Annotated in this window: 15 protein-coding genes and 2 pseudogenes; 6 read left to right on the top strand and 11 right to left on the bottom strand. The window is 75.0% G+C overall.

Translation table 11 applies throughout. The annotated features are described in order from the left end of the window. The first annotated feature begins 26 nt into the window (after positions 1-26). Complete coding sequence (locus tag ACGF7U_RS05305) at positions 27-698, top strand: bifunctional DNA primase/polymerase (RefSeq protein ID WP_393103178.1); 672 nt, start codon at positions 27-29, stop codon at positions 696-698. A 618-nt stretch (positions 699-1,316) separates the two neighbouring features. Here ACGF7U_RS05305 and ACGF7U_RS05300 read toward each other — a convergent pair. The 5 genes from ACGF7U_RS05300 to ACGF7U_RS05280 form a co-directional block, all read right to left on the bottom strand. Beyond that, the gene (locus ACGF7U_RS05300) at positions 1,317-2,042 is read right to left on the bottom strand and encodes an FAD:protein FMN transferase (protein WP_393103176.1); all 726 of its coding nucleotides are present in this window, start codon (positions 2,040-2,042) and stop codon (positions 1,317-1,319) included. Positions 2,043-2,112: 70 nt separating this feature from the next. Next, a complete protein-coding gene (locus ACGF7U_RS05295; protein ID WP_393103174.1) occupies positions 2,113-2,703 on the bottom strand; it encodes an FMN-binding protein in 591 nt (196 codons plus the stop codon). A 9-nt stretch (positions 2,704-2,712) separates the two neighbouring features. Continuing rightward, a complete protein-coding gene (locus tag ACGF7U_RS05290; RefSeq protein ID WP_393103172.1) occupies positions 2,713-4,134 on the bottom strand; it encodes a ferric reductase-like transmembrane domain-containing protein in 1,422 nt (473 codons plus the stop codon). After that, positions 4,131-5,510 carry a DUF1501 domain-containing protein gene (locus tag ACGF7U_RS05285; protein WP_393103170.1) on the bottom strand — a complete coding sequence of 460 codons (1,380 nt, stop codon included), beginning with the start codon at positions 5,508-5,510 and terminating at the stop codon, positions 4,131-4,133. The genes ACGF7U_RS05290 and ACGF7U_RS05285 overlap by 4 nt, the downstream gene beginning before the upstream one ends. 8 nt (positions 5,511-5,518) lie before the next feature. Continuing rightward, positions 5,519-7,582 (bottom strand): DUF1800 domain-containing protein, encoded by a 2,064-nt coding sequence (locus ACGF7U_RS05280; protein ID WP_393103168.1) that lies wholly within the window; start codon positions 7,580-7,582, stop codon positions 5,519-5,521. Positions 7,583-8,032: 450 nt separating this feature from the next. Here ACGF7U_RS05280 and ACGF7U_RS05275 point away from each other — a divergent pair, with 450 nt between their 5' ends. Beyond that, the gene (locus ACGF7U_RS05275) at positions 8,033-8,290 is read left to right on the top strand and encodes a DUF3040 domain-containing protein (protein ID WP_091104431.1); all 258 of its coding nucleotides are present in this window, start codon (positions 8,033-8,035) and stop codon (positions 8,288-8,290) included. Between the two features lie 34 nt (positions 8,291-8,324). Here the strand turns inward: ACGF7U_RS05275 and ACGF7U_RS05270 are convergent, their stop codons facing one another. The 3 genes and pseudogenes from ACGF7U_RS05270 to ACGF7U_RS05260 form a co-directional block, all read right to left on the bottom strand. Then, on the bottom strand, positions 8,325-9,296 hold the full coding sequence (locus ACGF7U_RS05270; protein WP_393103166.1) for an SWIM zinc finger family protein: 972 nt from the start codon (positions 9,294-9,296) through the stop codon (positions 8,325-8,327). Beyond that, positions 9,293-11,899, bottom strand: a pseudogene (locus tag ACGF7U_RS05265) (DEAD/DEAH box helicase); the annotation flags it as partial. The gene ACGF7U_RS05270 and the pseudogene ACGF7U_RS05265, both read right to left, overlap by 4 nt. A 107-nt stretch (positions 11,900-12,006) precedes the next feature. Next, positions 12,007-12,466: pseudogene (locus ACGF7U_RS05260) on the bottom strand (ATP-dependent helicase); the annotation flags it as partial. Between the two features lie 224 nt (positions 12,467-12,690). Between ACGF7U_RS05260 and ACGF7U_RS05255 the strand changes: the two are divergent. Both ACGF7U_RS05255 and ACGF7U_RS05250 read left to right on the top strand, forming a co-directional pair. Continuing rightward, positions 12,691-14,874: a N,N-dimethylformamidase beta subunit family domain-containing protein gene (locus ACGF7U_RS05255; RefSeq protein WP_393103164.1), complete on the top strand. Its 2,184-nt coding sequence runs from the start codon at positions 12,691-12,693 to the stop codon at positions 14,872-14,874. 58 nt (positions 14,875-14,932) lie between these two features. Next, entirely contained in the window at positions 14,933-15,805 is an 873-nt protein-coding gene (locus ACGF7U_RS05250; protein ID WP_393103162.1) for a carbohydrate kinase family protein, read from the top strand. A gap of 66 nt (positions 15,806-15,871) precedes the next feature. Here ACGF7U_RS05250 and ACGF7U_RS05245 read toward each other — a convergent pair whose 3' ends face one another. Continuing rightward, entirely contained in the window at positions 15,872-16,393 is a 522-nt protein-coding gene (locus ACGF7U_RS05245; protein ID WP_393103160.1) for a DinB family protein, read from the bottom strand. Between the two features lie 84 nt (positions 16,394-16,477). On the opposite strand from ACGF7U_RS05245, the gene ACGF7U_RS05240 reads away from it, so the two are divergent. Then, positions 16,478-16,684 carry a hypothetical protein gene (locus ACGF7U_RS05240; protein WP_393103158.1) on the top strand — a complete coding sequence of 69 codons (207 nt, stop codon included), beginning with the start codon at positions 16,478-16,480 and terminating at the stop codon, positions 16,682-16,684. Between the two features lie 6 nt (positions 16,685-16,690). Here the strand turns inward: ACGF7U_RS05240 and ACGF7U_RS05235 are convergent, their stop codons facing one another. Further along, positions 16,691-17,836 (bottom strand): polysaccharide pyruvyl transferase family protein, encoded by a 1,146-nt coding sequence (locus ACGF7U_RS05235; RefSeq protein ID WP_393103156.1) that lies wholly within the window; start codon positions 17,834-17,836, stop codon positions 16,691-16,693. Positions 17,837-18,119: 283 nt separating this feature from the next. On the opposite strand from ACGF7U_RS05235, the gene ACGF7U_RS05230 reads away from it, so the two are divergent. Then, positions 18,120-18,878 carry a hypothetical protein gene (locus ACGF7U_RS05230; protein WP_393103154.1) on the top strand — a complete coding sequence of 253 codons (759 nt, stop codon included), beginning with the start codon at positions 18,120-18,122 and terminating at the stop codon, positions 18,876-18,878. A gap of 143 nt (positions 18,879-19,021) precedes the next feature. Here ACGF7U_RS05230 and ACGF7U_RS05225 read toward each other — a convergent pair whose 3' ends face one another. Then, complete coding sequence (locus ACGF7U_RS05225) at positions 19,022-19,819, bottom strand: alpha/beta fold hydrolase (RefSeq protein WP_393103152.1); 798 nt, start codon at positions 19,817-19,819, stop codon at positions 19,022-19,024. Positions 19,820-19,872 lie beyond the last annotated feature (53 nt).

Here is a 19,872-nt window from a genome sequence, read left to right as displayed (position 1 = left end):
CCGGGTCCGGCGAAGGGAGATGGCACATGTGGGGGAACGTCGGACCGCGCGTCGTGCAGCTGTCGCCCCTGGAACGGGTGCGGCTGCGCCGGGTGGCCGTGCGCTACGCGCTGCACGGTTGGGACGTCACGCCGGGGGCCTGCCTCGCCCGCAGCCGCTTCGTCTGCGGCCGCGCCGGCTGCCCGACGGTCGGCTGCCATCCCGCGCTGGAGAACTGGGAGCACGCGGCGAGCGCCGACCCGGCCCGGGTGGCGACCTGGTGGCGCACCCGCCCGCACGGCGTGCTGCTGCCCACCGGCCGGGCGTTCGACGTGCTCGAGGTCCCCACGCACCTCGGTCGGCACGTCCTGGACGCGGTGCAGACCCACCCCGCGGGCGTCGGCGTACGCGGACCGGTGCTGGTGACTCCGACCGGTCGCTGGATGTTCCTGGTCCGCCCCGGAGATCCGCTCCGCCCCGAGCTGGACCACTGCTTCCACGTCGTACGGCACGGCCCCGGCTCGTGGATCCCGGCCCCGCCGACCCGGCTGCCGGAGGGCACCGTCCGCTGGGCGGTCGCGCCCGAGCAGGCCCGGTGGCAGCTGCCGGACTCCTACCTGGTGCAGAACACCCTGATCGACGCCCTGCGGGCCACCGGCGTCACGCTCACCTCCGACCTCCTCCCCGGGCACCTGCCGCTCCCCCGCCGGGGCATGTGAACCAACAGCGCCGCGACGCCCGGGGGCCGAACAGGTGACCACGGCGACACCGCGACGCCCGGGTGACCGGGTGACCGGGTGACCGGGGCATCTGACACGACGGCACACCGCGACGCCGGAGGGCCGGTGCCCGCCGGGCGAGGCGGCGAGGCGGCGAGGCGGCGACGCGACGCTCAGGGGGCGGCGCTCGTTGAGCACGGCGACGGCGCGTCCGCGCCGGGAGCGGGGGTTACATGTCCACCGACGACACCACGCGTCAGCCGGGCGGGGCCGAGCCGCCGCCCCGCCACCACCGTCCACACCGCCGCTGGGCCGCCACCCGCCCCGCCGGTTCCCGCCCGGGCCGCCCACGCCCCCTCGGCTCCCGCCCCGCCACCCACCGCCCCTTCCGCTGACCCTCTCCCCCGGCCCCACCCCGCCCCATCCCACGCCGCCACCGCCACCGCCACCGCCACCGCCACCGCGATCTTGCACTTTGTGCCCGGACATACCAGCCATCCGGCACGAATCGAGGGCCGAAACTGCAAGATCGCGGCGCGAAGGGGGCGGGAGGCGCGGGGGCGCGGGGCAGGAGGGGCGAGGGCGGGAGGCTAGAGGGCGGGGGGACGGGGCATGGGGTCAGGGCGGGGTCAGGGGGAGGGCGGTGGAGTGCAGGCAGCGGGCGTCGTCGGTGATGACCGCGTGCTGGTGGCCGGGGAGCTTGTCGAGCCAGCCGATGCCGGCGGCGCCCATCGCCATGGCGGCGGTGGCGTACGCGTCGGCCAGGCCGAGGTCGGGGCCGACCACGGTGACCGAGCGCAGCCCCACGGCCGGCGCACCCCGGCGCGGGTCCCGTACGTGGTGGCCGCGCTCGTAGACACCGGAGGTCGCCACGGCCAGGTCGGTGCCGGCGAGCACCAGGCAGGTGGACATCGGGTCCCACGGGTGTCGGACGCCGATCCGCCAGGGCCGCCCGGACGACGAGTGGCCGCGTGCCCGCACGTCGCCGCCGGCGTTGAGGCAGTGGTTCGCCGCCCCGGCGGCGAGCAGCCGGTCCGAGGCGACCTGCGCCGCCCAGCCCTTGACGTAGCCGGACGGGTCGAGCCGGCCGGTCGCGTACGCGTCGAAGAAGCCGTCGGTGGCGCCCCACAGGTCGGCGCAGCGCGCCAGCACGTGGCGCAGGTCCGCGCCGGCCGCGGAGAGCGGCAGCTCGCCCCGGTCGAAGCGGCACACCTCACTGTCGGCCCGGTACGTGCTGAACCGCGCGTCCACCTCGCGCAGCCAGGCGAACACGTCCCCCGCCAGCTCGGCCAGCTCGGCGGCGGGCAGGTCGTCGGCGAGGTCGAGGCTGATCGCCGTACCCATCACGTGCTCGACCCGGCGCAGCCCGGGCCGGGCCGCCGGCGGACACCGGGGCGGGGGCGACGCCGGCACGTCAGTTCGCCCGGTCGATCGCGGCCTGCAACGACTGCTTGTACGAGTTGCTGGTGGCGGTCGCCCCGGAGACGGTGTCCACGTCGGCGCTCTGCTGCTGCACCACCAGCCCGGAGCTGCCGCTGTAGCGGCCGTCGACCTGCTCGCTGCGCTGGTCGGACTGGGCTGTCTCCTCCGGCAGCTCCAGCGCCACCACGTTGACGATCCGGTTCCCAGAGAGGGTGATCTGCACCTGGACGTTGCCGTACTCGTTCTCCACGACCGGGCCGGTCACGGTGCGGGTGGTCGGTGCCGGCGGCGGCTTGCTGCTGGTCCGCGGGGCGGACGGCGCCCGGGTGGTGGCGCTGGGCCGGCTCGACGGCGCCCGGGTGGCGGTGCGGCCGGGGCGGGGGGACGCGGTGGAACCGGCCGGTGCCGGCACGGCGGAGGCGTCGCCGCCGGTCGGGGCGGGGCCGGCCGGGGCGGGCACGACCGGCGGGCGCTCGGCCGGCAGGTCCTGGGCGACTCCGGTGGTGCCGGGCGAGCCCTTCAGCACCACCATGACGGTGGTGCTGGCCGCCAGGCCGGTGATCGCGAGCAGTGCGCGGCGCATGGGACCTTCCTACAGCTCGAACGTGGCGAGGTGGATCTGCCGGCGGGGCACGCCGGCCTGGCGGAGCACCCGGAGCGACTGCTCGACCAGGCCGGGCGGCCCGCAGAGGTAGACGTCGCGACGGGCGACGTCGGGCACCAGCCGGCGCAGCCCGTCCGGGCTCAGCACCTGGCGGGGGCCGGGGTCGTGGCGGGAGCCGACGACGTACCAGATCGAGGTGCCCCGCGCCTGGGCCAGCCAGTCCAGCTCCCGGTGCAGCAGCACGTCGGCCGGGGTGCGGGCGCGGTAGATCAGCGCCGCGCCGGGCGGCAACTCCTCCAGCATCGCCCGGATCGGCGTGATCCCGCTGCCGCCGGCGATCAGCAGCGCCTTCTCCCGGGTCCGGTGCGCGGCGGTGAAGGTGCCCGACGGCCCCTCCGCCCAGACCCGGATGCCCGGGTCCAGGTCCCGCAGGTCGGCGGTGTGCGCGCCGACGACCTTGACGGTGAGCCGCAGCCAGCGGCCGTTGGCGGCGGCGGAGACCGAGAACGGGTGCGACTGCCACCAGCAGCCCCGGGTGAGGAAGCGCCAGCGGAAGAACTGCCCGCCGAGCAGGTCCAGCCGCTCCAGCCGGTCCCCCGTCAGGTAGACCGAGACCGTGTCCGGGCTCTCCGCGACCACGTCGGCGACCCGCAGCCGGTGCCGCAGGTTGAACGCCAGCGGCGCGGCCACCCGGCCCCAGAGCAGGGCGGCGACCACCAGCGCGTACATGGCGATCCAGCCGGTGCGCACCGGGCCGGGCCGGAACAGCTGCGCGCCGTTGCTGAACTGGTGGCCGAAGCCGAGCAGCAGCACCGCGTAGGTCGACAGGTGCAGGGCGTGCCACAGCTCGTAGGGCAGCGCGGTCCGGATCGCCCGGACGCTGGTGAGGCCGACCAGCACCAGGATGCCGGCGGCGGCGAACGCGGAGACCATGTCCTCGTGGTCGCGCAGCAGCACCCCGGCCTCGGTGAGCACGGAGTTGTCCTCCAGGTCGGCGTACCCGACCAGGATCAGCGACATGTGCGCGAGCACCGCGACCAGCAGGGTGGCGCCGACGTCGCGGTGCCAGCGGGCGATCCGCTCGCCGCCGACCCACCGCTCCAGCACCCGCAGCCGGCTCATCATCAGCACCTGCACGAGCAGCAGGTAGCCGGCCACCAGGCCGCTGATCCGGCCGGCGGCGGTGATCGTCGCGGCGGTGCTCCTCAGCGAACCGGCCGGGGTGTCCAGCCACCAGGGCAGCACGCTGGCGAGCAGGCCGGCGACGAGCAGGCCGGCCAGCAGCCGCCGGCCGCCGGGTCCGCGTCGCGGCGGCACCGGCGGGCGTACGTCCGCAGCCGGCCGGCCGCCGCGCCGGGACGGGGTCGTCCCGGCCCGGCGGCCGGCGGCGTGGGTGCGTGGGTACGTCACGCGTACAGCTTCATCGGGGTGTACTTCTGGCGCGGGAAGATCTTGTCCACCTGCGCGTTGGTGAGCCCGAACCGCCCCTGCGCGACGGCCCCGTAGACGTTGAACATGTTGTTGTACTCGGGCACGTCGCCGGAGTCGAGGTCGTTCAGGCCGTTCCAGGTGCCCAGCAGCGAGCCGGCGAGCCTGCGCCCGGAGAGCAGGGTGACCACCCCGCCGTGGCCGTGGTCGGTGCCGCCGCCGTTGGAGGCGACCCGGCGGCCGAACTCGCTGGAGACCATGATGGTCACGTCGGCGGAGCGCTCCCCCAGGTCGGTGAAGAACGCCGCCATCGCGTCGGCCAGCTCGTTGAGCCGCCGGTACAGCTGGCCGCCCTCCCGGCTGCCCTGGTTCTCGTGGGTGTCGTAGCCGCCCATCCCGACGGTGGCGACGCGCACGTTCGCGCCGCCCTTGATGAGCTGGGCGAGCTGCTGGAAGGCGTGGCCGACGCCGCGGTACTCGACGCCCTCGGCCGGCTGGTACGGCTTCGCGGCGAGGCGCTGCGCGGTGGCCAGCGCGCCCAGGCCGTCCTGCACGGCCTCCTGGACGGGGTGGTTGATCCCGGTGAAGAGCCCCTTGATCGCCTTCTCCGTCGCGGCCCGGTAGCGGTCGTCGCCGTTGAGCCGCAGCGAGCCGACGCTGTTGAGGGAGAGCGCGCCGTTGGTGCCGACCAGCGAGCGGGGCAGCGTGCTGCCGATGCCGACGCTGCGGAAGGCGGTGCCCGTGCCGAGCGTGTCGACGAGGCTGTCCAACCAGCCCCGGCCGCCGGTCTCGCTGGGCAGGCCGCCGAGGTTGCAGGCGTCGGCGGCCTGGAAGTGGCTGCGGGACAGCCGCTCGTCGGAGACCGCCGGGACGAACCCGAGGTTGCCGCTCTTGAGCCACGGCTCCAGCGGCTTGAACGCGCTGGTCAGCTTGAAGCCGCGCCCCACCGCCAGGGAGTCGTCGGCGAGCAGCAGGTCGGGGCGGGCCTTGGCGAGCACCGGGTCGTCCGCCGGGGCGACGAGGCTGAGCCCGTCCAGCCCGCCGTAGAGGAAGACGTGGATCAGGGTGCCGGTCTTCGTGGCGGCGAAGGACGCCGAGGTGGTGACGAACTGGGCGGTGGCCAGGGCGGTCGCGGTGGCCGCGGCGCCGGCGACGAAGGTGCGCCGGGTGACGCCGCGACCGTCCTGCTGGGCCTCCTCCAGGTCCTCCAGCCGCCGGTAGCGGTCGGCCTCGGCGGCGTTCTCGGCGGCGACGATGTCGGCCTCCGCCCGCAGCAGCGCCTCGGCCGGGTTGTCGGCCAGCCGCCGCAGGTCGGGGCATTCGGGGTGCAGGGGGAACGTGTGCACAGTCTTCTCCATCGGGTGCCTCACCGGAGGTGGTGCTGGGGGGAAGCGAGGATCGCCCGCGCGACGGCGGTGACGGCCCCGTTGAACGTGGCGTCGACCTTGGTGCCGGCCGACACGCCGGCCACGCCGAGGATCAGCGACCGTTCCCGGGCGCTCAGCTTCTGGCCCACCAGCCGCAGGGCCAGCGCGTCCACGTACGCCCCGGCGGTCGCCGGCGGCCGGGCCACCAGCTGCTCCGGGCGGGCGTACGTGAAATTGGTGCGGTTGCCGGCGATCAGGTCGCCCGCCTCGTTCCAGCCGTTGACGATCGTGCCGGCGGAGGTCCAGGCGACGTAGACGTCCGGGTAGCCGTCCGGGGTGGGCTGGCCCATCGGGTACTGGCCCAGCTCGCGCATCTTGTCGTGGATCTGCCGCAGCCCCCGGGCGTACGGGGTGCGCTTGTTGTCGCCGTTGTCGTGCTTCGGCGAGGCGTCCGGCGCGACGCCCAGGGCGCGGTACGTGGCGACGAGGTACTCCATCGGCCGGCGCACCTTCTGCCCCACCGCGGCCCAGAACTCCGAGGAGCTGAACAGCGTCATCAGCAGCGGCTTGATCATGCCCTTGTTGGCGGTGTACGTCCGGGCCAGCCGGTCCACGAGGGACTTCGGCGGGGTGTCGGAGACGAACCGGGTGGCGAGGCTCTGCGCCACGTACTTCGCGGTCGACGGGTGCAGCGCGATGTACGTCAGGTACGCGTCGATGGCCGCCTCGGCCTTCTTCGGGTCCTTCGAGTTGTTCGCGTGCGTGAAGCCGAGGATCTTCACCTTGCCGACGTAGTGCCGCTCGGGGCGGAACACGTACTTGCCGTCGTTGACGCCGCGGCCGGTCTGCAACAGGGCCGCCTGCCGGACGTCCTTCTCGGTGTAGCCGCCGTCGACGCCGACCGAGTACAGCTCCAGGTTCTCGCGGGCCAGGTTCTCGTTGACCGCGTCGGCGCGGGAGTCGTTCTGGTTCAGGTAGAGCAGCAGCGCCGGGTGCCGGTTCGCGGCGAGCAGCATCTCGGGGTAGCTGCCGAGAGCGTGCGCCCGCACGACGTCCCGGTCGAAGGAGGCGCGGTACACCTCGCCGCCGTCGAAGTCCGCGGCGACGTGCAGGAAGTCGTTCCAGAAGTCGACCATCACCTCGAAGAGCTGCCGTTTCGACCAGATCTGCCGGGCGATGGTGGCGTCCACCATCTCCTTCTCCGGATGCGCGCCGCGCTCGTTGAGCTGGTCGCGCTGCTCGCGTAGCTGGGCCGTGCTCAGCTTCAGCGTCGGCAGCTCGGCGAGCTTCAGCTCGGCCTTGGTCGGGGCGATCTTCTCGGGGTCGAGCTGCCAGCGCAGCCAGCCGTCGATGCCGCGTTCGGAGATGTCGGCGACGACCTGCGGGGTGACGCCGAAGGTGGCCCGCCGGGCGAGGTGCAGGACCGGGTCCTTGGCGAGCACGGTCTTGACCGTCACCTTGGTCTCCGCGGCGGCGGCGGCCGGCCCGGAGAAGGTGCGGCCACCGGCCGGGTTGTTCTTCTTCAGCGCCTCGCCGGCCCGGGAGCCCATGTAGCTCTCGTTCTGCTCGGTGTAGGTGCGCACCGTGCTCGGCTGCTGCCCACTCGGGCGGGCGGGGGTGCCGTCGGTGACCGTGGTGCCGGTGGCGTCGCCGGCCACCACGTCGTCGCCGAAGAGGCCCCGGATCTGCGGGGTCATGGCCAGGGCCGCGCCGCCGGCGACCACGGCGGCGGTGCCGCCGAGCGCCGCGAGGGCCCTGCGCCGGCCGACCCCGCGGCCCGGCTCGTCGTCATCGTCCAGGTTGGGCAGTCCGGCGCCGGCCGACGGCACGGCGGGCTGGCGGGCGAAGCCGTCGGGGCCGACCCACTGCGGGCCGCGCGGGGCGGGGTGGCCGGCGTGGGCGTACGGCGGCGTCCGCGGGTCGACCGGGCGCTGGGCGGGGGCGTCGTAGCCGTACGGCGCGGGGGGAAAGGTGTCGCGGTACCCGTCGGCGGCGGGGTGTGGGCGCCCGTCCCAGCCGCGGTCGTCCCGCGGTCGACGTGGTGGCACATTCTGGTCGGCCATGTACCAAATCCGTTTCTGACGCGCCGCGACGACTGCGACCGGGCAAGGGGGTGCAGGTGCGGCGACTCGTGCCTGAGGGGGTTTACGGGAAGGTAGCCAAGGCCCCAGGTGCCATCAAGCAGCGTCGAAGGCGGCCACCAGGGCACTTAAGACGGCCCTCAGCGCGGGTCGGCGGGCGCCGATTTCCGCCCGCCGCGGCACGGACCTCCCGAGCAGGGCGTACGCGACACGCAGGGGGCCGGACGTAACGTTTTCCGGCCACCCGACGCTTTCCACCGCGTTCGGCGGCACAGGCAAATTTAAGGTCCGGATAAGCCTGCGCTGAGGCGCCCGTTCCCCGGGCCGGGTACGCCGTCCCCGGCGCACCGCAAAGTAGCAGCAGGCCGGGAGCGTGAGCCGCCGCCGCAGCGGGTATGCCGCCGAACCGCTGAACACGTGAGGGGAAGGCACATGCTCAGCAAAGAGGATCAGCGCAGGTTCGAGCAGATCACCCGTCAGCTCCGGGAGAGCGACCCGGCGTTCTTCGCCCGACTCGACCACCGGGCCCGGGCCCGCCGCGGCCGGTGGCTGATGCTGTTGACCATCGTGCTGTGGGCCTCGCTCCCGGCGATGACGGTGCTTGCCGGGCGACTGGCCGGGGCCGTCTGCGCGGTGGTCCTGGTGGCCAACGCCGCACTCATGTGGCGGTTCCGCCGCCGCTGGCTGTGACCGGGCGCCGACCGGCCCGCCGCGCCGGCTGCCCTCACCGGCCGAGGAGCCGGTACGCCCGCCGCAGCCGTTCGACCAGACCGGGCCCGCCGATGGCGGGGGCCGGCGCGCCGAGCTGTCGCAGCAGCAGGTCCGGTCCGGTCTCGAGGCTGGGTGGCCGGTCGGGCAGTGGGACGGGCGGCAGCCAGAAACGGTCGACCGCGTCGGCCAGGGGTGCCGGTGGCAGGCCGGCGAGCGCCCGCGCGGCCCCGACCGGCGGGACGTCCACACCGTCGCGGCCGTCGCGCTCCACGGTGGACGGTGTGTCGCCGGCGTCGCGGTGCCCGACTGGGGACACGCCGCCGCCGGGGCCGCCCGCCCGCACCGCGGCCGGGCCGGTCGGCTCGCCGGCCCGCAGGGCGCGCAGCCGGTCGAGCAGCTCGGCGCGGCCCCGGCCCCGCCAGTGCAGCAGCTGGAACGGGTCGGCGTCGAACGCCTCGGCCAGCAGGTAGAAGGTGGCCGCCAGGTGCTTGCACGGGACGGCGAAGTCGGGGCAGCTGCACCGCTGGCGCAGTTCCGCCACCCCGCCGGGGAAGAGCGGCGCGCCGGCCGCCGCGAACAGCTCCTCCAGTTCCGGGGGCAGGTCGCCGGCGAGCAGCCGGGCGCTGAAGAACGCCTGCGCCGCCAGCTCCGCCTCGACGCGGGACCAGAGTTCCGGCGGGAACGGGGGCAGCGCGATGCTCACCTCGTAGGGCTGCGCGCGCGAGCCCTGCACCACGGCGGTGACGGCGCCGGGGGCGACGTCCAGGCTGATCACCTGGCCGGCCCGCGCGTACGACCGGCCACGGGTGAGCCGGGTGCCGAGGGCGAAGGACTCCAGCACCTCCAGGAAGCGCCGCGACCACCAGGACCGCCCGATCGCGCCCCGGGTGCTGCGCGCCTTCAGCCCGCCGTCGACCCGACGCGGCCGGCCGTAGTCGGCGAACCGGCCGTCCGCCCCGCCGCCGCCCTCCACCCGCCCGCTCACTCCACCACCGCCCCGGCCTCCAGGGTGAACAGCTCCCGCAGTTGGGCGGTGGACAGCTCGGTGACCCACTGTTCGCCGGTGCCGACGACCGAGGCGGCCAGGCTGCGCTTGTCGGCGATCAGCGCCGCCACCTTCTCCTCCACGGTGCCGGCGCAGACGAACTTGCGTACCTGCACCCGGCGCCGCTGACCGATCCGGAACGCCCGGTCGGTGGCCTGGTCCTCCACGGCCGGGTTCCACCACCGGTCGACGTGCACCACGTGGTTGGCCTCGGTGAGGGTGAGCCCGGTGCCGCCGGCCTTGAGCGACAACACGAAGATCGCCGGCCCCCCGGGGGACTGGAACCGGGTGACCATCGCGTCCCGGTCGGCCTTGCCGACGCCGCCGTGCAGGAAGAGCACCTCCCGGCCGAACCGGGCCGACAGGTGACCGCGCAGCATGCCGCCGAACTCGGCGTACTGGGTGAACAGCAGGGCCCGCTCCCCCGCCGCCAGGACCTCGTCCAGGATCTCCTCCAGCCGGGCCAGCTTGCCGGAGCGGCCGTCCAGCGCCGAGCCGTCGCGCAGCAGCTGGGCCGGGTGGTTGCAGACCTGCTTGAGCCGGGTCATGGTGGCCAGCACCAGCCCGCGCCGCTCGATCCCGTCGCTGGACTCGATCCGGGCCAGCATGTCGTCGACCACCGCCCGGTAGAGCGAGGCCTGCTCGGCGGTGAGGTTGCAGAGCACCTCCATCTCCAGCTTCTCCGGCAGGTCGGAGATGATCGAGGAGTCGGTCTTGAGTCGGCGCAGCACGAACGGGCCGGTGATCCGGCGCAGCCGCTCGGCCGCCTCGGCGTCGCCGTGCCGCTCGATCGGCTCGGCGTACCTCTTCTTGAACGTCGCCGCCGGACCCAGCAGGCCCGGGTTGGCGAACTGCATGATCGACCAGAGGTCGGCCAGCCGGTTCTCCACCGGCGTGCCGGTGACCGCGATCCGGTGCCGGGCGGGCAGCGCGCGGACCGCCTCGGCCTGGCGGGTGGCGGCGTTCTTGATCGCCTGGGCCTCGTCGACGACGACCCGGTGCCAGTCGATGCCGGCCAGGTCGACCGCGTCCCGGGCGGCCACCGAGTAGGTGGTGAGGACGAGGTCCGCGTCGTGCACGGCCGTGGTGAACGCCGCCCCCCGCGCCCGTTCCGCCCCGTGGTGCACGTGTACGCGCAGCTCCGGCGCGAACCGGGCCGCCTCCCGTTGCCAGTTGCCCACCAGCGACATCGGGCAGACCAGCAGCGTCGGGCCGGCGTCCGGCGGGTCCCCGGCGAGCAGGGCGAGCAGTTGCACCGTCTTGCCGAGCCCCATGTCGTCGGCGAGCACCCCGCCCAGCCCGAGGGACTGCAGGAACGCCAGCCAGGCCAGCCCCCGCCGCTGGTACGGCCGCAGCGTGCCGCGGAACGCCGGCGGCGGGTCGAGTGGGGTGAGCCGCCGCTCCACCGCCCCGGCGAGCAGGTCGCCCAGCGCGCCGTCGGCGCTCACCTCCAGCACGGGCAGGGCGTCCGGCTGCCCACCGTCGGCCAGGCCGAGCCGGAGCAGGTCCGCGACGGTCAGCTCGCCGGAGGAGCGGAGCAGCCGCAGGCCCGCCGCGAGTCGCTTCGGGTCCAGCTCCACCCACCGCCCGCGCAGCCGCACCAGCGGGGTCTTCAGCGCGGCCAGCGACGCCAGTTCCTCGGCGGTCAGCGGCTGGTCACCGAGGGCCACCTCCCAGCGGTAGTCGACCAGGGCGTCCAGCCCGACCCCGCCGTCGGCGGCGACGGTGCCGGGCGCGGTCCGGCTGCGGGCCTGCAACCGGGCGCCCAGCCGCGACGACGGGCGCCGCCACCAGGACGGCAACAGCACGGCGAACCCGGCGGCGTGCAGCACCGGAGCGCCCTCGCGGAGGAACCGGTGCGCGCCCTCGACGTCCAGCTCCAACGCCTCCGGCGTCGCGGTGCGCAGGGCGGTGTCCAGCTCGGGCCAGAGCCGGCTGGCGCGGCCCAGCTCGGCGAGGAGGGTCTCCTGCGGGCCGGTTCCCCGGCCGGCCAGCCCGGCGACGGTCTCCGGTGCCCGCCACACCTGCGCGGCGTCCACGTGCAGACTCGGCTCGTCGGCGGCCTGGAGCCCGAACTCGACCCGCCACGGACCGCTCGTCGCGACCGTCGCCGCCGGGTCGGTCGGCACCACGACGACCGGCTCGACGATCTCGTCGGCGGGCGGCTCGACCAGGCGGAAGCTCGCCCGCACCGCGCCGCCGGCCGCGTCGCGCTGCCAGGCGTTTAGCTCGGCGCGGAGGGTGCCGAGCGCGGCCGGCTCCGCGGTGAAGTCCCGGACCGGTCCGGTGAGCGCGGCCAGCCACGCCGGCACGGCGCCGTTCGGGCGTACGCCCCGGGCCAGCGCGGTCTCCCCCAGGGCCGCCCGGACCGCGGCGTCGGTGAGCGCGTCGAGCGCGTCGGCGACCAGCACGCCCGGCCCGGTGGCGGTGGCGCGTGGGTGGCGCGGCTCGGTGGCGGTGGCGCGCGCGGCCGGCGGCAGGGCCAGCGCGAGCGCCCGCGCCCAGGCGGCGTCCGTGCCGGTCAGCAGGGGCCGCCACACCGCCCGGGCGGCGACCCGCGCCCGCCGGTCGTCCACGGTGGACCAATCGCCGTCCCGCGCCGCGGGACGCGGCGTCCCGGCGGCGGAAGGGCTCGTTGACGTCGGGGCGGCGAGGCCGGGCAGAACCCGACCCCGCGCCGCCAGGTCGACCGCGAAGTCGGCCAGCTCGGCGAGGTGGCGCAGGGTCGCGCCCGGCACGACGGCCGACCCGTCGAGGCCGCGCAGCAGGGGCAGGGCGGCGTCCGGGGCGTACCGGAGGACGGGAACGCGCCACCCGGCGAGGGTGACGGGCCCGCGGACCGGCTCGGCGACGGCGGTGCGGACCAGCTCCGGGGAGTCCAGCGGCGAGCCGGCCCGGGTGGGGAGGGTGAGCAGCGCCGTGCCGAGGTCGGCCGGCTCGGCGGCCCCGGCCAGCGCGGCGGCCAGCGTCGCGTGGTCGGCGGCGAACGGGTGCGGCCGCTCCCGGGGCGCCCGGCCGGGACGGCGCGGCGCGCGGGCCGGCAGCGTGCTGTCCTCGGCCCAGACGGCGAGCCCGACGCCCCACCGCCACACCCCGTGGACGACCAGCACGCGTCCCCCTCCTCGCGACGACCCGGCGAGGATATCCGGCCGGACACGCCGCCCCCGACGAGCACACCGCGCCCGACCGGACGGCGCGTCGGACGGAGGTCATCCGATCGGTCGGTCTTCGCCGCTGCGCGAACGACTTTCGCCTCCCTCCCCGGCCCGGGTCCTCGGGAATCCTCCCCGGCGGCTAGATTTCGCTGGCTCGATCACCGGGAAGGTTCTTCACAATGTCGCTGCGCGTCGCCCGTCGGGTCACCCGGCGTCGTGTCCTGGCCTCGGGCGGTGCGCTGGCGGCGGCCGCCACCGTGCCCGCGGTCCTGACGTCCCCCGCCCCGCCCGCGCGGGCCGCGGGCCCCGGCTACGACCCGGAGCAGCGCTTCATCCAGCTCGTGGGCGGCGGCAACGGGGTCATCTTCGCCGTCCAGGCCGACGGGGCACTGCTCTGGTACCGGCACTGGGGATGGCAGACCGGCGTGACGGGGTGGGCCAGCGGCTCCGGCCGCAAGATCGGGTCGGGCTGGCACCAGTTCCGCACGGTGCTCGGCAGCGCGGACGGCTCGCTCTACGGGGTGCGCGCGGACGGCACGATCCACTACTACCGCTACGTCTGCACCAACTACACGACCGGGGCCGGCTACTGGAGCGGCAGCAGGCAGATCGGCAGCGGCTTCCAGAAGTTCCCCCGCATCTTCGGCTTCGGCGGCACGGTCTACGGGGTCGACGCCGAGGGCGACCTGTACGGCTACCAGTACACCCCGTCGACGGGGAAGTGGACCGGCGGCAGCCGGATCACCCGAGGCTTCAAGAGCTTCCAGGGCGTGGCCGACGGCTCCGGGGTGATCTACGCGTACCGGCACGGGAACATCTACTGGTACCGGCACCTGGGCGCCGGAAGGTGGGCGACCGGCTCCGGCCTGCGGATCGGCGGCGGCTTCGGCGAGCTGACCATCAACGGGTTGGTCTGCACCGGGCAGGGCACCCTCTACGGCGTGCAGCCGAGCGACCCGACCCGGCGCGCCACCGGCAACCTGGTCACCTACCGGATCATCAACTGGGCCGCGGCGGGCACCGACAAGCGGGCGAGTTGGGCCAACGGCGGCGCCGGCCGCTCGGTCGGCGGTGGCTTCACGCTGCAGAGCCAGGCCGCCCTCCAGGGGTACGCGCGGACGCCGACCGTGACCGCCGGCTCGACCGCGCGGATCGCCGTCTCCACCACCTTCCCGACTTTCACCGCCTCGGTCGTCCGGGTGGCGCCCAGCGAGGGCGCGCCGGAGGTCGTGCAGGCCCCGACCAGCGTGACCGGCAGGCTCCAGGTGCTGCCGAGCGGCTACCTGCAGTCGGGCTGCGACTGGTCGGACACCCTGACGCTGTCGATCCCGGTGAGCTGGCCGTCGGGCCTGTACGCCGCCCGGCTGGAGGGCCCGCAGAAGCTGCGCCGGCACGTGCCGTTCGTGGTGAAGCCGGCGGTGCCCCGGCACGACATCGCGATGGTGCTGCCCACGAACACGTACCACGCGTACAACACGTGGGGCGGGCACTACCAGTACTGCGGCGACATGGCGGGGTCGCGCACCTTCTCGCTGCGCCGGCCGTCGACCGAGCTGAACGTCGAGGCGACCGGCAACCTGGAGCACACCCTCTGGTCCGACGTGCTGCTGATGCGCTGGATGACGCGGCAGGGGCTGGAGTTCGACTGCTACGACGACACCGACCTGCACGTCTCCGGCAACTGGCTGACCCGGTACCGGGTGCTGGTGCTCGGCAGCCACCCCGAGTACTTCTCGGAGGAGATGCGCCAGCACCTCGCCGACTACCTCGCCGGCGGCGGCCGGGTCATCTACGCGGGCGGCAACGGGCTCTACGAGCGGGTGCGGTTCAGCGAGGACCGCAGCGCCGTCACGTTCCGCACCCCCGAGGGGCGACGGGACACCTACAACTCGCTGGGCCTGCCGGCCTCGCAACTGGTCGGGGTCAACTACACCAGCGCGAGCTGGTTCACCTTCGCACCGTACGCCGTCCTGCGCGACCACAAGCTGCTGGCCGGCACCGGCCTGACAGTGGGCAGCCGCTTCGGCCTCACCGGCTACAACGGCGCGGCCAGCGGCTGGGAGACCGACGCCATGCTGGGCCTGGACGGCGAAGCCGAGCAGACCGAGATCATCGCCCGGGGGCAGAACACCGGCGGTGGCGCGGCCATGGTGCTGGTGGAGAAGCCCAACGGCGGCTTCGTCTTCAGCGCGTCCTCGATCAGCTTCGCCGGGGCGCTGGCGACCGACGCGGCGATGTCCCGGCTGTTCCGCAACGTCTTCGACCTCGCGTTGGCCGACGGCCCGGCGGTCCGCCGGACGACGGCGCCGCGGCAGCGCACCGCCCCCGCGCCCGAGCAACTCGAACCGCAGCCGCTGGAGTGACCGCCGTCGCACATCGGCGGCGGCGCCGGGGCCGACCCGCACCGGCTAGGGTCGACGCGTGTACGACCTCCTCGTGATTGGCGGCCTCGGCGTCGACGTGCGGGTGCGGGTGCCCGCGATTCCGCTGCCGGCCGCCGACTCCGTCACCGTCGACCCGATCGAGCTGCGGATCGGCAACACCGGCTCCGGGATCGCGCTCGCCGGGCACGCGCTCGGGCTGCGGGTCGCGGTGGTCGACGTCCTCGGCGCGGACCCGGCCGGGGACGTGGTCCGGGCGGCGCTGGCCCGCACCGGTGTGCACAGCGTGCTGGGCGACGCCCCGGCCGGCACCCGACGATCGGTGAACATGGTCGACCCGGCCGGCCGGCGGATGTCGCTCTACGACCCGCGTCCCTGGCGGGGGCCGGCCCCGTTCGCGGCGGCCGAGCTGGCCGCGCTGGTCCGCCAGGCGGCGCACGTGCATCTGTCGATCATGGACTGGGTGCCTCCCCTGCTGCCCGCCCTGCGGGCCGGGCTCGCCGACGGCGCCGCCCTCTCCACCGACCTGCACGACTGGGACGGTGAGAACCCGTACCACCGCCCCTTCGCCGAGGCGGCCGATCTGGTCTTCGTCAGCGGGGTCCGGCTGGGCGGGGGCGCGGACGCGCTCGCCGCCGCGCTGGCGCCCCGCACGGTGCTGGTGACCCACGGGGCGGACGGCGCCGACCTGCACACCGGCGAGGGCGGTCCGACCCGGGTGCCCGCCGCCGAGGCGCCCGCGCCGGTCGTCGACACCAACGGCGCCGGGGACGCGTTCGCGGCGGGCGTGATCGCCGCCCGGCTGCGCGGCGCGCCGCTGGCCGATTCGGCGGCGTACGCGGCCCGGGTCGCCGCGGCGGCCTGCACCCACGACGGCATGGAGTACCCGCCCGGCCTGCTGCCGCGCGCCTGACGCGACGGGGCGAGCACGACCGGCCTCCGTGCGCCAAGCGACGCGGTCGACGGCCCGGGGCGCCGGTCAGACGGCGCCGGTGGCCCCGTCGGTCAACTCGCGGAGGATGTCGGCGTGCCCGACGTGCCGGGCGGTCTCCTCGATCATGTGCACCAGGATCCAGCGCAGCGACACCTCGCCGAGCTGCGGGTGCGGGACGACGTGGTCGAGGTCGAACCGCCCGGCGACCTCCCGGGACCGGGCGCAGGCCCGCTCGTACGCCCCCGCGAGCCGCTCGACGGTGTCCTCCGCGGTGAGCGCGAAGCTGGCCACCGCGTCCTCCTCCGAGGTGAGGTGGACGTCGCCGGGGCCGGGGGCCAGCAGGCACGGGAACCGGTTCCGCTCCACCAGGGTCAGGTGCTTGACGAGACCGGCCAGGGTCGTGGCCGTGGGCAGCAGCCGGCGCGCCGCGTCGGCGTCGGACAGGCCGCGCAGCTTGCGCAGCAGCACGCCCCGGTGAAAGTCGAGGAACGATTCGAGCACGGCCCGCTCGTCAGCCGCACGAGCCAGCACCGGGCCGAGCGTGGGGTCGATCGGTATCTCCGCCATCCGCGGAACCCAGTCCTCCGGACGCCCCGCCCGCTGCCCCGCTATCCGCTGCGGCGTCGGGCCGGGCGGGGCAGGATGGGGCGCATGGCATCAACGGCAGAAATCCCGCTGGTGGGTGGCGCGGCCGACGGCGAGACCGTCACCGTCGAGCTGGACCCGAACGGCCGCCCGCCGCTGACTCACCACCACGTCGGCCCGGGAGGGCTGGCCGGGGCGGAGATCTACGAGCTGGAGTCCGTGGATGCCGGCGCCGACCGGTGGCGCTACTGCTGGCGCGGGCCGGCGGTCTGAGCGTGCTCAGCCCACCCGGCTCAGGCTGCGGGCGCGGAGGCTCTCCAGCACCGCGCGGGTGACCTGCGAGGTCCCCCTGGCCTGTTCGCACACGTCGGCGACCCGCCGGGCGGTGGCCTCGGCCCGCTTCTCCCGCTCGTCCCAGAGCCGGTCGACCTCGGCCAGCAGGGGGCCCTCGACCTCCCGTTCCACGCCGCGCAGCGCCGGCACGCCGAGGCGCTGGGCCAGGTCGAAGACCTTGCCGGCGTACGGCAGCGGCAGGAACGGCGTGCCGACCATCGCGGCGAAGATCAGGAAGTGCAGCCGCATGCCGACGGCCAGGTCGAAGTGGCGCATCAGCCCGAGCACCTGCTGGGGCGAGTAGGTGCCGTGCAGGATCCGGCCCCGCTCGGCGGCGATCATGTGCGACAGCACGCCGTGCGAGTGCCGGATGTCGTCGCGCTCCATCGGGACGAAGAGCACGTACGCGTCGATCCGGTGCACCAGGAAGTCGCCGATCTGGGCCAGCAGGCGGTGGTAGCCGTCGACGTCGAGCCGCTCGGCGGCCCGGCCCGGCTCCCGTACGCTCATCCCGACCAGCCGCTTCCCGGCCGGCACCCCCTCCTCGCGGAGCAGTTCCGCCGGGAAGTCCTCGGGTTCGAGCAGGAACGCCGGGTCCGCGGTGACCGTGATGGGGTTCAGCAGCCCCGCCTCCTCCAGCAGCATCCGGGACTCCTGGTCCCGCACGGTCACCTGGGCCGCGCTGGCCAGGGTCTCCCGCACCATGCCGGTGTCGACGCTCTCGCTGAGCGGCCCGACCCCCACCGCGTACGTCAGCAGCGGCAGCCCACGCTCCTGGGCGACCCGGACCACCCGCAGGTAGCGGCGGGCCTCCCGGTCGTAGAGGATGCCGCCGCCGCCCAGGATCAGCACGTCGAGCTGGGCCAGGACCAGCGCGGAGTCGGTGCGGCTGATGCCCTCCCAGGGCACGGCCTCCACGTCCGGGTGGGCGAGTCGGGTGTGTTCCGGGTTGCGGGAGAAGACGATGATCCGCCCGTTCGGCTCCTGCTCCCGCAGGTCGGCCAGGAGGCCGGTCAGGATCGCCTCGTCGCCGAGGTTGCGCCCCCCGTACGAGCCGAGCACGCCGATCGTCAGTCCGCCGCCATGCGTCATCCGTCGCTCCTCCCCAGGTGCGTTCCGGGCCGGTTTCCCGCTGCGCCGGGGAACACTCCTGGCCTCGGCTCACCCGGACGGGGCGAGGCGCCTCGTCGCCGGCGTCGGGGGCGACCTCTGCGGGGCCACCGCCGTCGGCCCGCCGACCAACGGGTCAGAGGCCACGACAACCTCACCGGGAACAAAATCGGCATCGTTGGACAGACTAAGCAACACGGGCGCTGACGCCCCGGACGTTCGAGGGCGGCCGAAACCGGATGGTGCCACCCGTTAGGGTCCAACCATGCGTCGACTGATCCCCGCTCTCGTGGTCGCCCTCGCCGTGCTCGTGGCCGGCTGCGGCACGGACTCCAGCCGCTCCACCACGAACGCCCCGGCCCCCGCCGCGACCGCGACCGATCCGGTCGCCGTCATCCGGCAGGGCATGGACCGGAGCCTCTCCGGCACGCTGACCATGGAGGCATCGGTGAAGGCCGGCCCCACGTCGATCAAGCTCCGCGGCCAGGTCGACCCTGTCGCCCGCGCGCTGCACATCACCGGCAACGCCCCCGAGCCGATGGAGGCCCGGCTGATCGGCGACGCCGCCTACATCAAGTCCGGCAACCAGGACGGCGGCAAGCCATGGATGAAGATCGACCTCACCAAGCTGAGGCCGGGCAGCTCGCTGCGCCAGTCCTTCGACTTCAAGTCGCAGACCGGCGTCGTCGGTGGCATCGTCTCCGCCGAGCAGGTGGGCGACGGCCGTTACCGGGGCATCACCGACCTGGAGAAGGCGGCCCAGGCCGCCAGCGCCGAGAGCGGGATGCGCGACGGCATCGAGTCGTCCGCCAAGCTGGCGAAGGACCCGAAGGCCATCCCGTTCGAGGCGACGGTCGACGCCGACGGCCGGGTCACCGCGCTGTCCTACACCATCGCCACGAAGAACCTGGGTGATCTCGTCACCGAGCTGCGGATGAGCGGCTTCGGTGAGCCGGTGTCGGTGACCGCGCCGCCCGCCGGCCAGACCGAGGAGGCCAGCGCAGAGGCGTACGCCATCCTCTGACGGACGACGTCACCGTCGCTGCCGGGGCCTCGTCTCCGATCGTCGGAGGGCGTCGCGCGGGTGGGGGGCGGCAGGGCCCTGCCGCGCCCCGCCGCGCCTGGCCCCGCCCGGCACCCGGACGCGCCCCGGTCCGCCGTCCCGCGTCAGCCGGGCGCCCGCGCCGGGTGGGTCAGGAACGGCAGGACCGCGGCCGGCAGCGCCGGCGACGCCACGATGTCGTAGTGGGTGAGCCCCGGCAGCACGGCCAGTCGGGAGGCCGGGCGGTCGGCGCCGTCCCAGCCGGCGTCCCGGTGGCCGCCACCGAGCAGCCCGAAGAACTCCACCATGTGCGCGGTGGTGACCGAGTCACCGTCGGCGAAGGCGAGCAGGGTGGGTGTCGCGAGGGCGGCCACCTCGGCCGACCAGTCGTAGTCGCGCCGCAGCAACTCGCCCGTCTTCGCCCAGAGCGTCGGCCAGTCCTCGGGCCTGGGCGCGACGCGGGCGTAGAGCTCGTACGGCGGGGTGCCACGCATCCGCTCCCCCGCCTCCTCGTCGGGCTCCGGCATCCCCGCCAGCACCTCGGGATACCAGCCCCGCCGCCGGCACGGCGCGGAGACCACGACCAGCCGGCGCACCAGCGCCGGATGTTGGATGGCGGTACGCAGCGCCACGCCGCCGCCGAGCGAATAGCCCAGCACGTCGGCCTCCACCAGGCCGAGCCGGGTGATCAGCGCCGCGACGTCGTCGGCCATCGACTCGTAGCGCAGCGGCCGGTCGACGTCGGCCGTGCGCCCGTGCCCCTGGAGGTCGACCGCGACCACCCGCCGCCGCGCGGCCAGCGCCGGCAGGATGGCCCCGAACATCTCCACCGCGCCGAAGCCACCGTGCAGCAGCACCAGGGGACGGCCCGCGCCGTGCTCCTCGTACCACAGGCGCAGCCCGTTGACCTCCGCGTAGCTCACCCTCTCAGCCAACCCCGGCGGCACGGCCTTCGCCGCTTTCTCAGGGGACGAGG

The sequence above is a fragment of the Micromonospora sp. NPDC047670 genome, from assembly GCF_043204915.1.
Lineage (GTDB): Bacteria > Actinomycetota > Actinomycetes > Mycobacteriales > Micromonosporaceae > Micromonospora.
This window is presented reverse-complemented; position numbering and strand designations above follow the sequence as displayed.

What these genes read in the sequence shown, in the direction of transcription:
- ACGF7U_RS05230 (WP_393103154.1), top strand. Translation starts at nt 18,120, where the DNA reads ATGCGTCGACTGATCCCCGCTCTCGTGGTCGCCCTCGCCGTGCTCGTG.
- ACGF7U_RS05285 (WP_393103170.1), bottom strand. Translation starts at nt 5,510, where the DNA reads ATGGAGAAGACTGTGCACACGTTCCCCCTGCACCCCGAATGCCCCGAC.
- ACGF7U_RS05280 (WP_393103168.1), bottom strand. Translation starts at nt 7,582, where the DNA reads ATGGCCGACCAGAATGTGCCACCACGTCGACCGCGGGACGACCGCGGC.
- ACGF7U_RS05240 (WP_393103158.1), top strand. Translation starts at nt 16,478, where the DNA reads ATGGCATCAACGGCAGAAATCCCGCTGGTGGGTGGCGCGGCCGACGGC.
- ACGF7U_RS05245 (WP_393103160.1), bottom strand. Translation starts at nt 16,393, where the DNA reads ATGGCGGAGATACCGATCGACCCCACGCTCGGCCCGGTGCTGGCTCGT.
- ACGF7U_RS05275 (WP_091104431.1), top strand. Translation starts at nt 8,033, where the DNA reads ATGCTCAGCAAAGAGGATCAGCGCAGGTTCGAGCAGATCACCCGTCAG.
- ACGF7U_RS05295 (WP_393103174.1), bottom strand. Translation starts at nt 2,703, where the DNA reads ATGCGCCGCGCACTGCTCGCGATCACCGGCCTGGCGGCCAGCACCACC.
- ACGF7U_RS05300 (WP_393103176.1), bottom strand. Translation starts at nt 2,042, where the DNA reads ATGGGTACGGCGATCAGCCTCGACCTCGCCGACGACCTGCCCGCCGCC.
- ACGF7U_RS05305 (WP_393103178.1), top strand. Translation starts at nt 27, where the DNA reads ATGTGGGGGAACGTCGGACCGCGCGTCGTGCAGCTGTCGCCCCTGGAA.
- ACGF7U_RS05235 (WP_393103156.1), bottom strand. Translation starts at nt 17,836, where the DNA reads ATGACGCATGGCGGCGGACTGACGATCGGCGTGCTCGGCTCGTACGGG.
- ACGF7U_RS05255 (WP_393103164.1), top strand. Translation starts at nt 12,691, where the DNA reads ATGTCGCTGCGCGTCGCCCGTCGGGTCACCCGGCGTCGTGTCCTGGCC.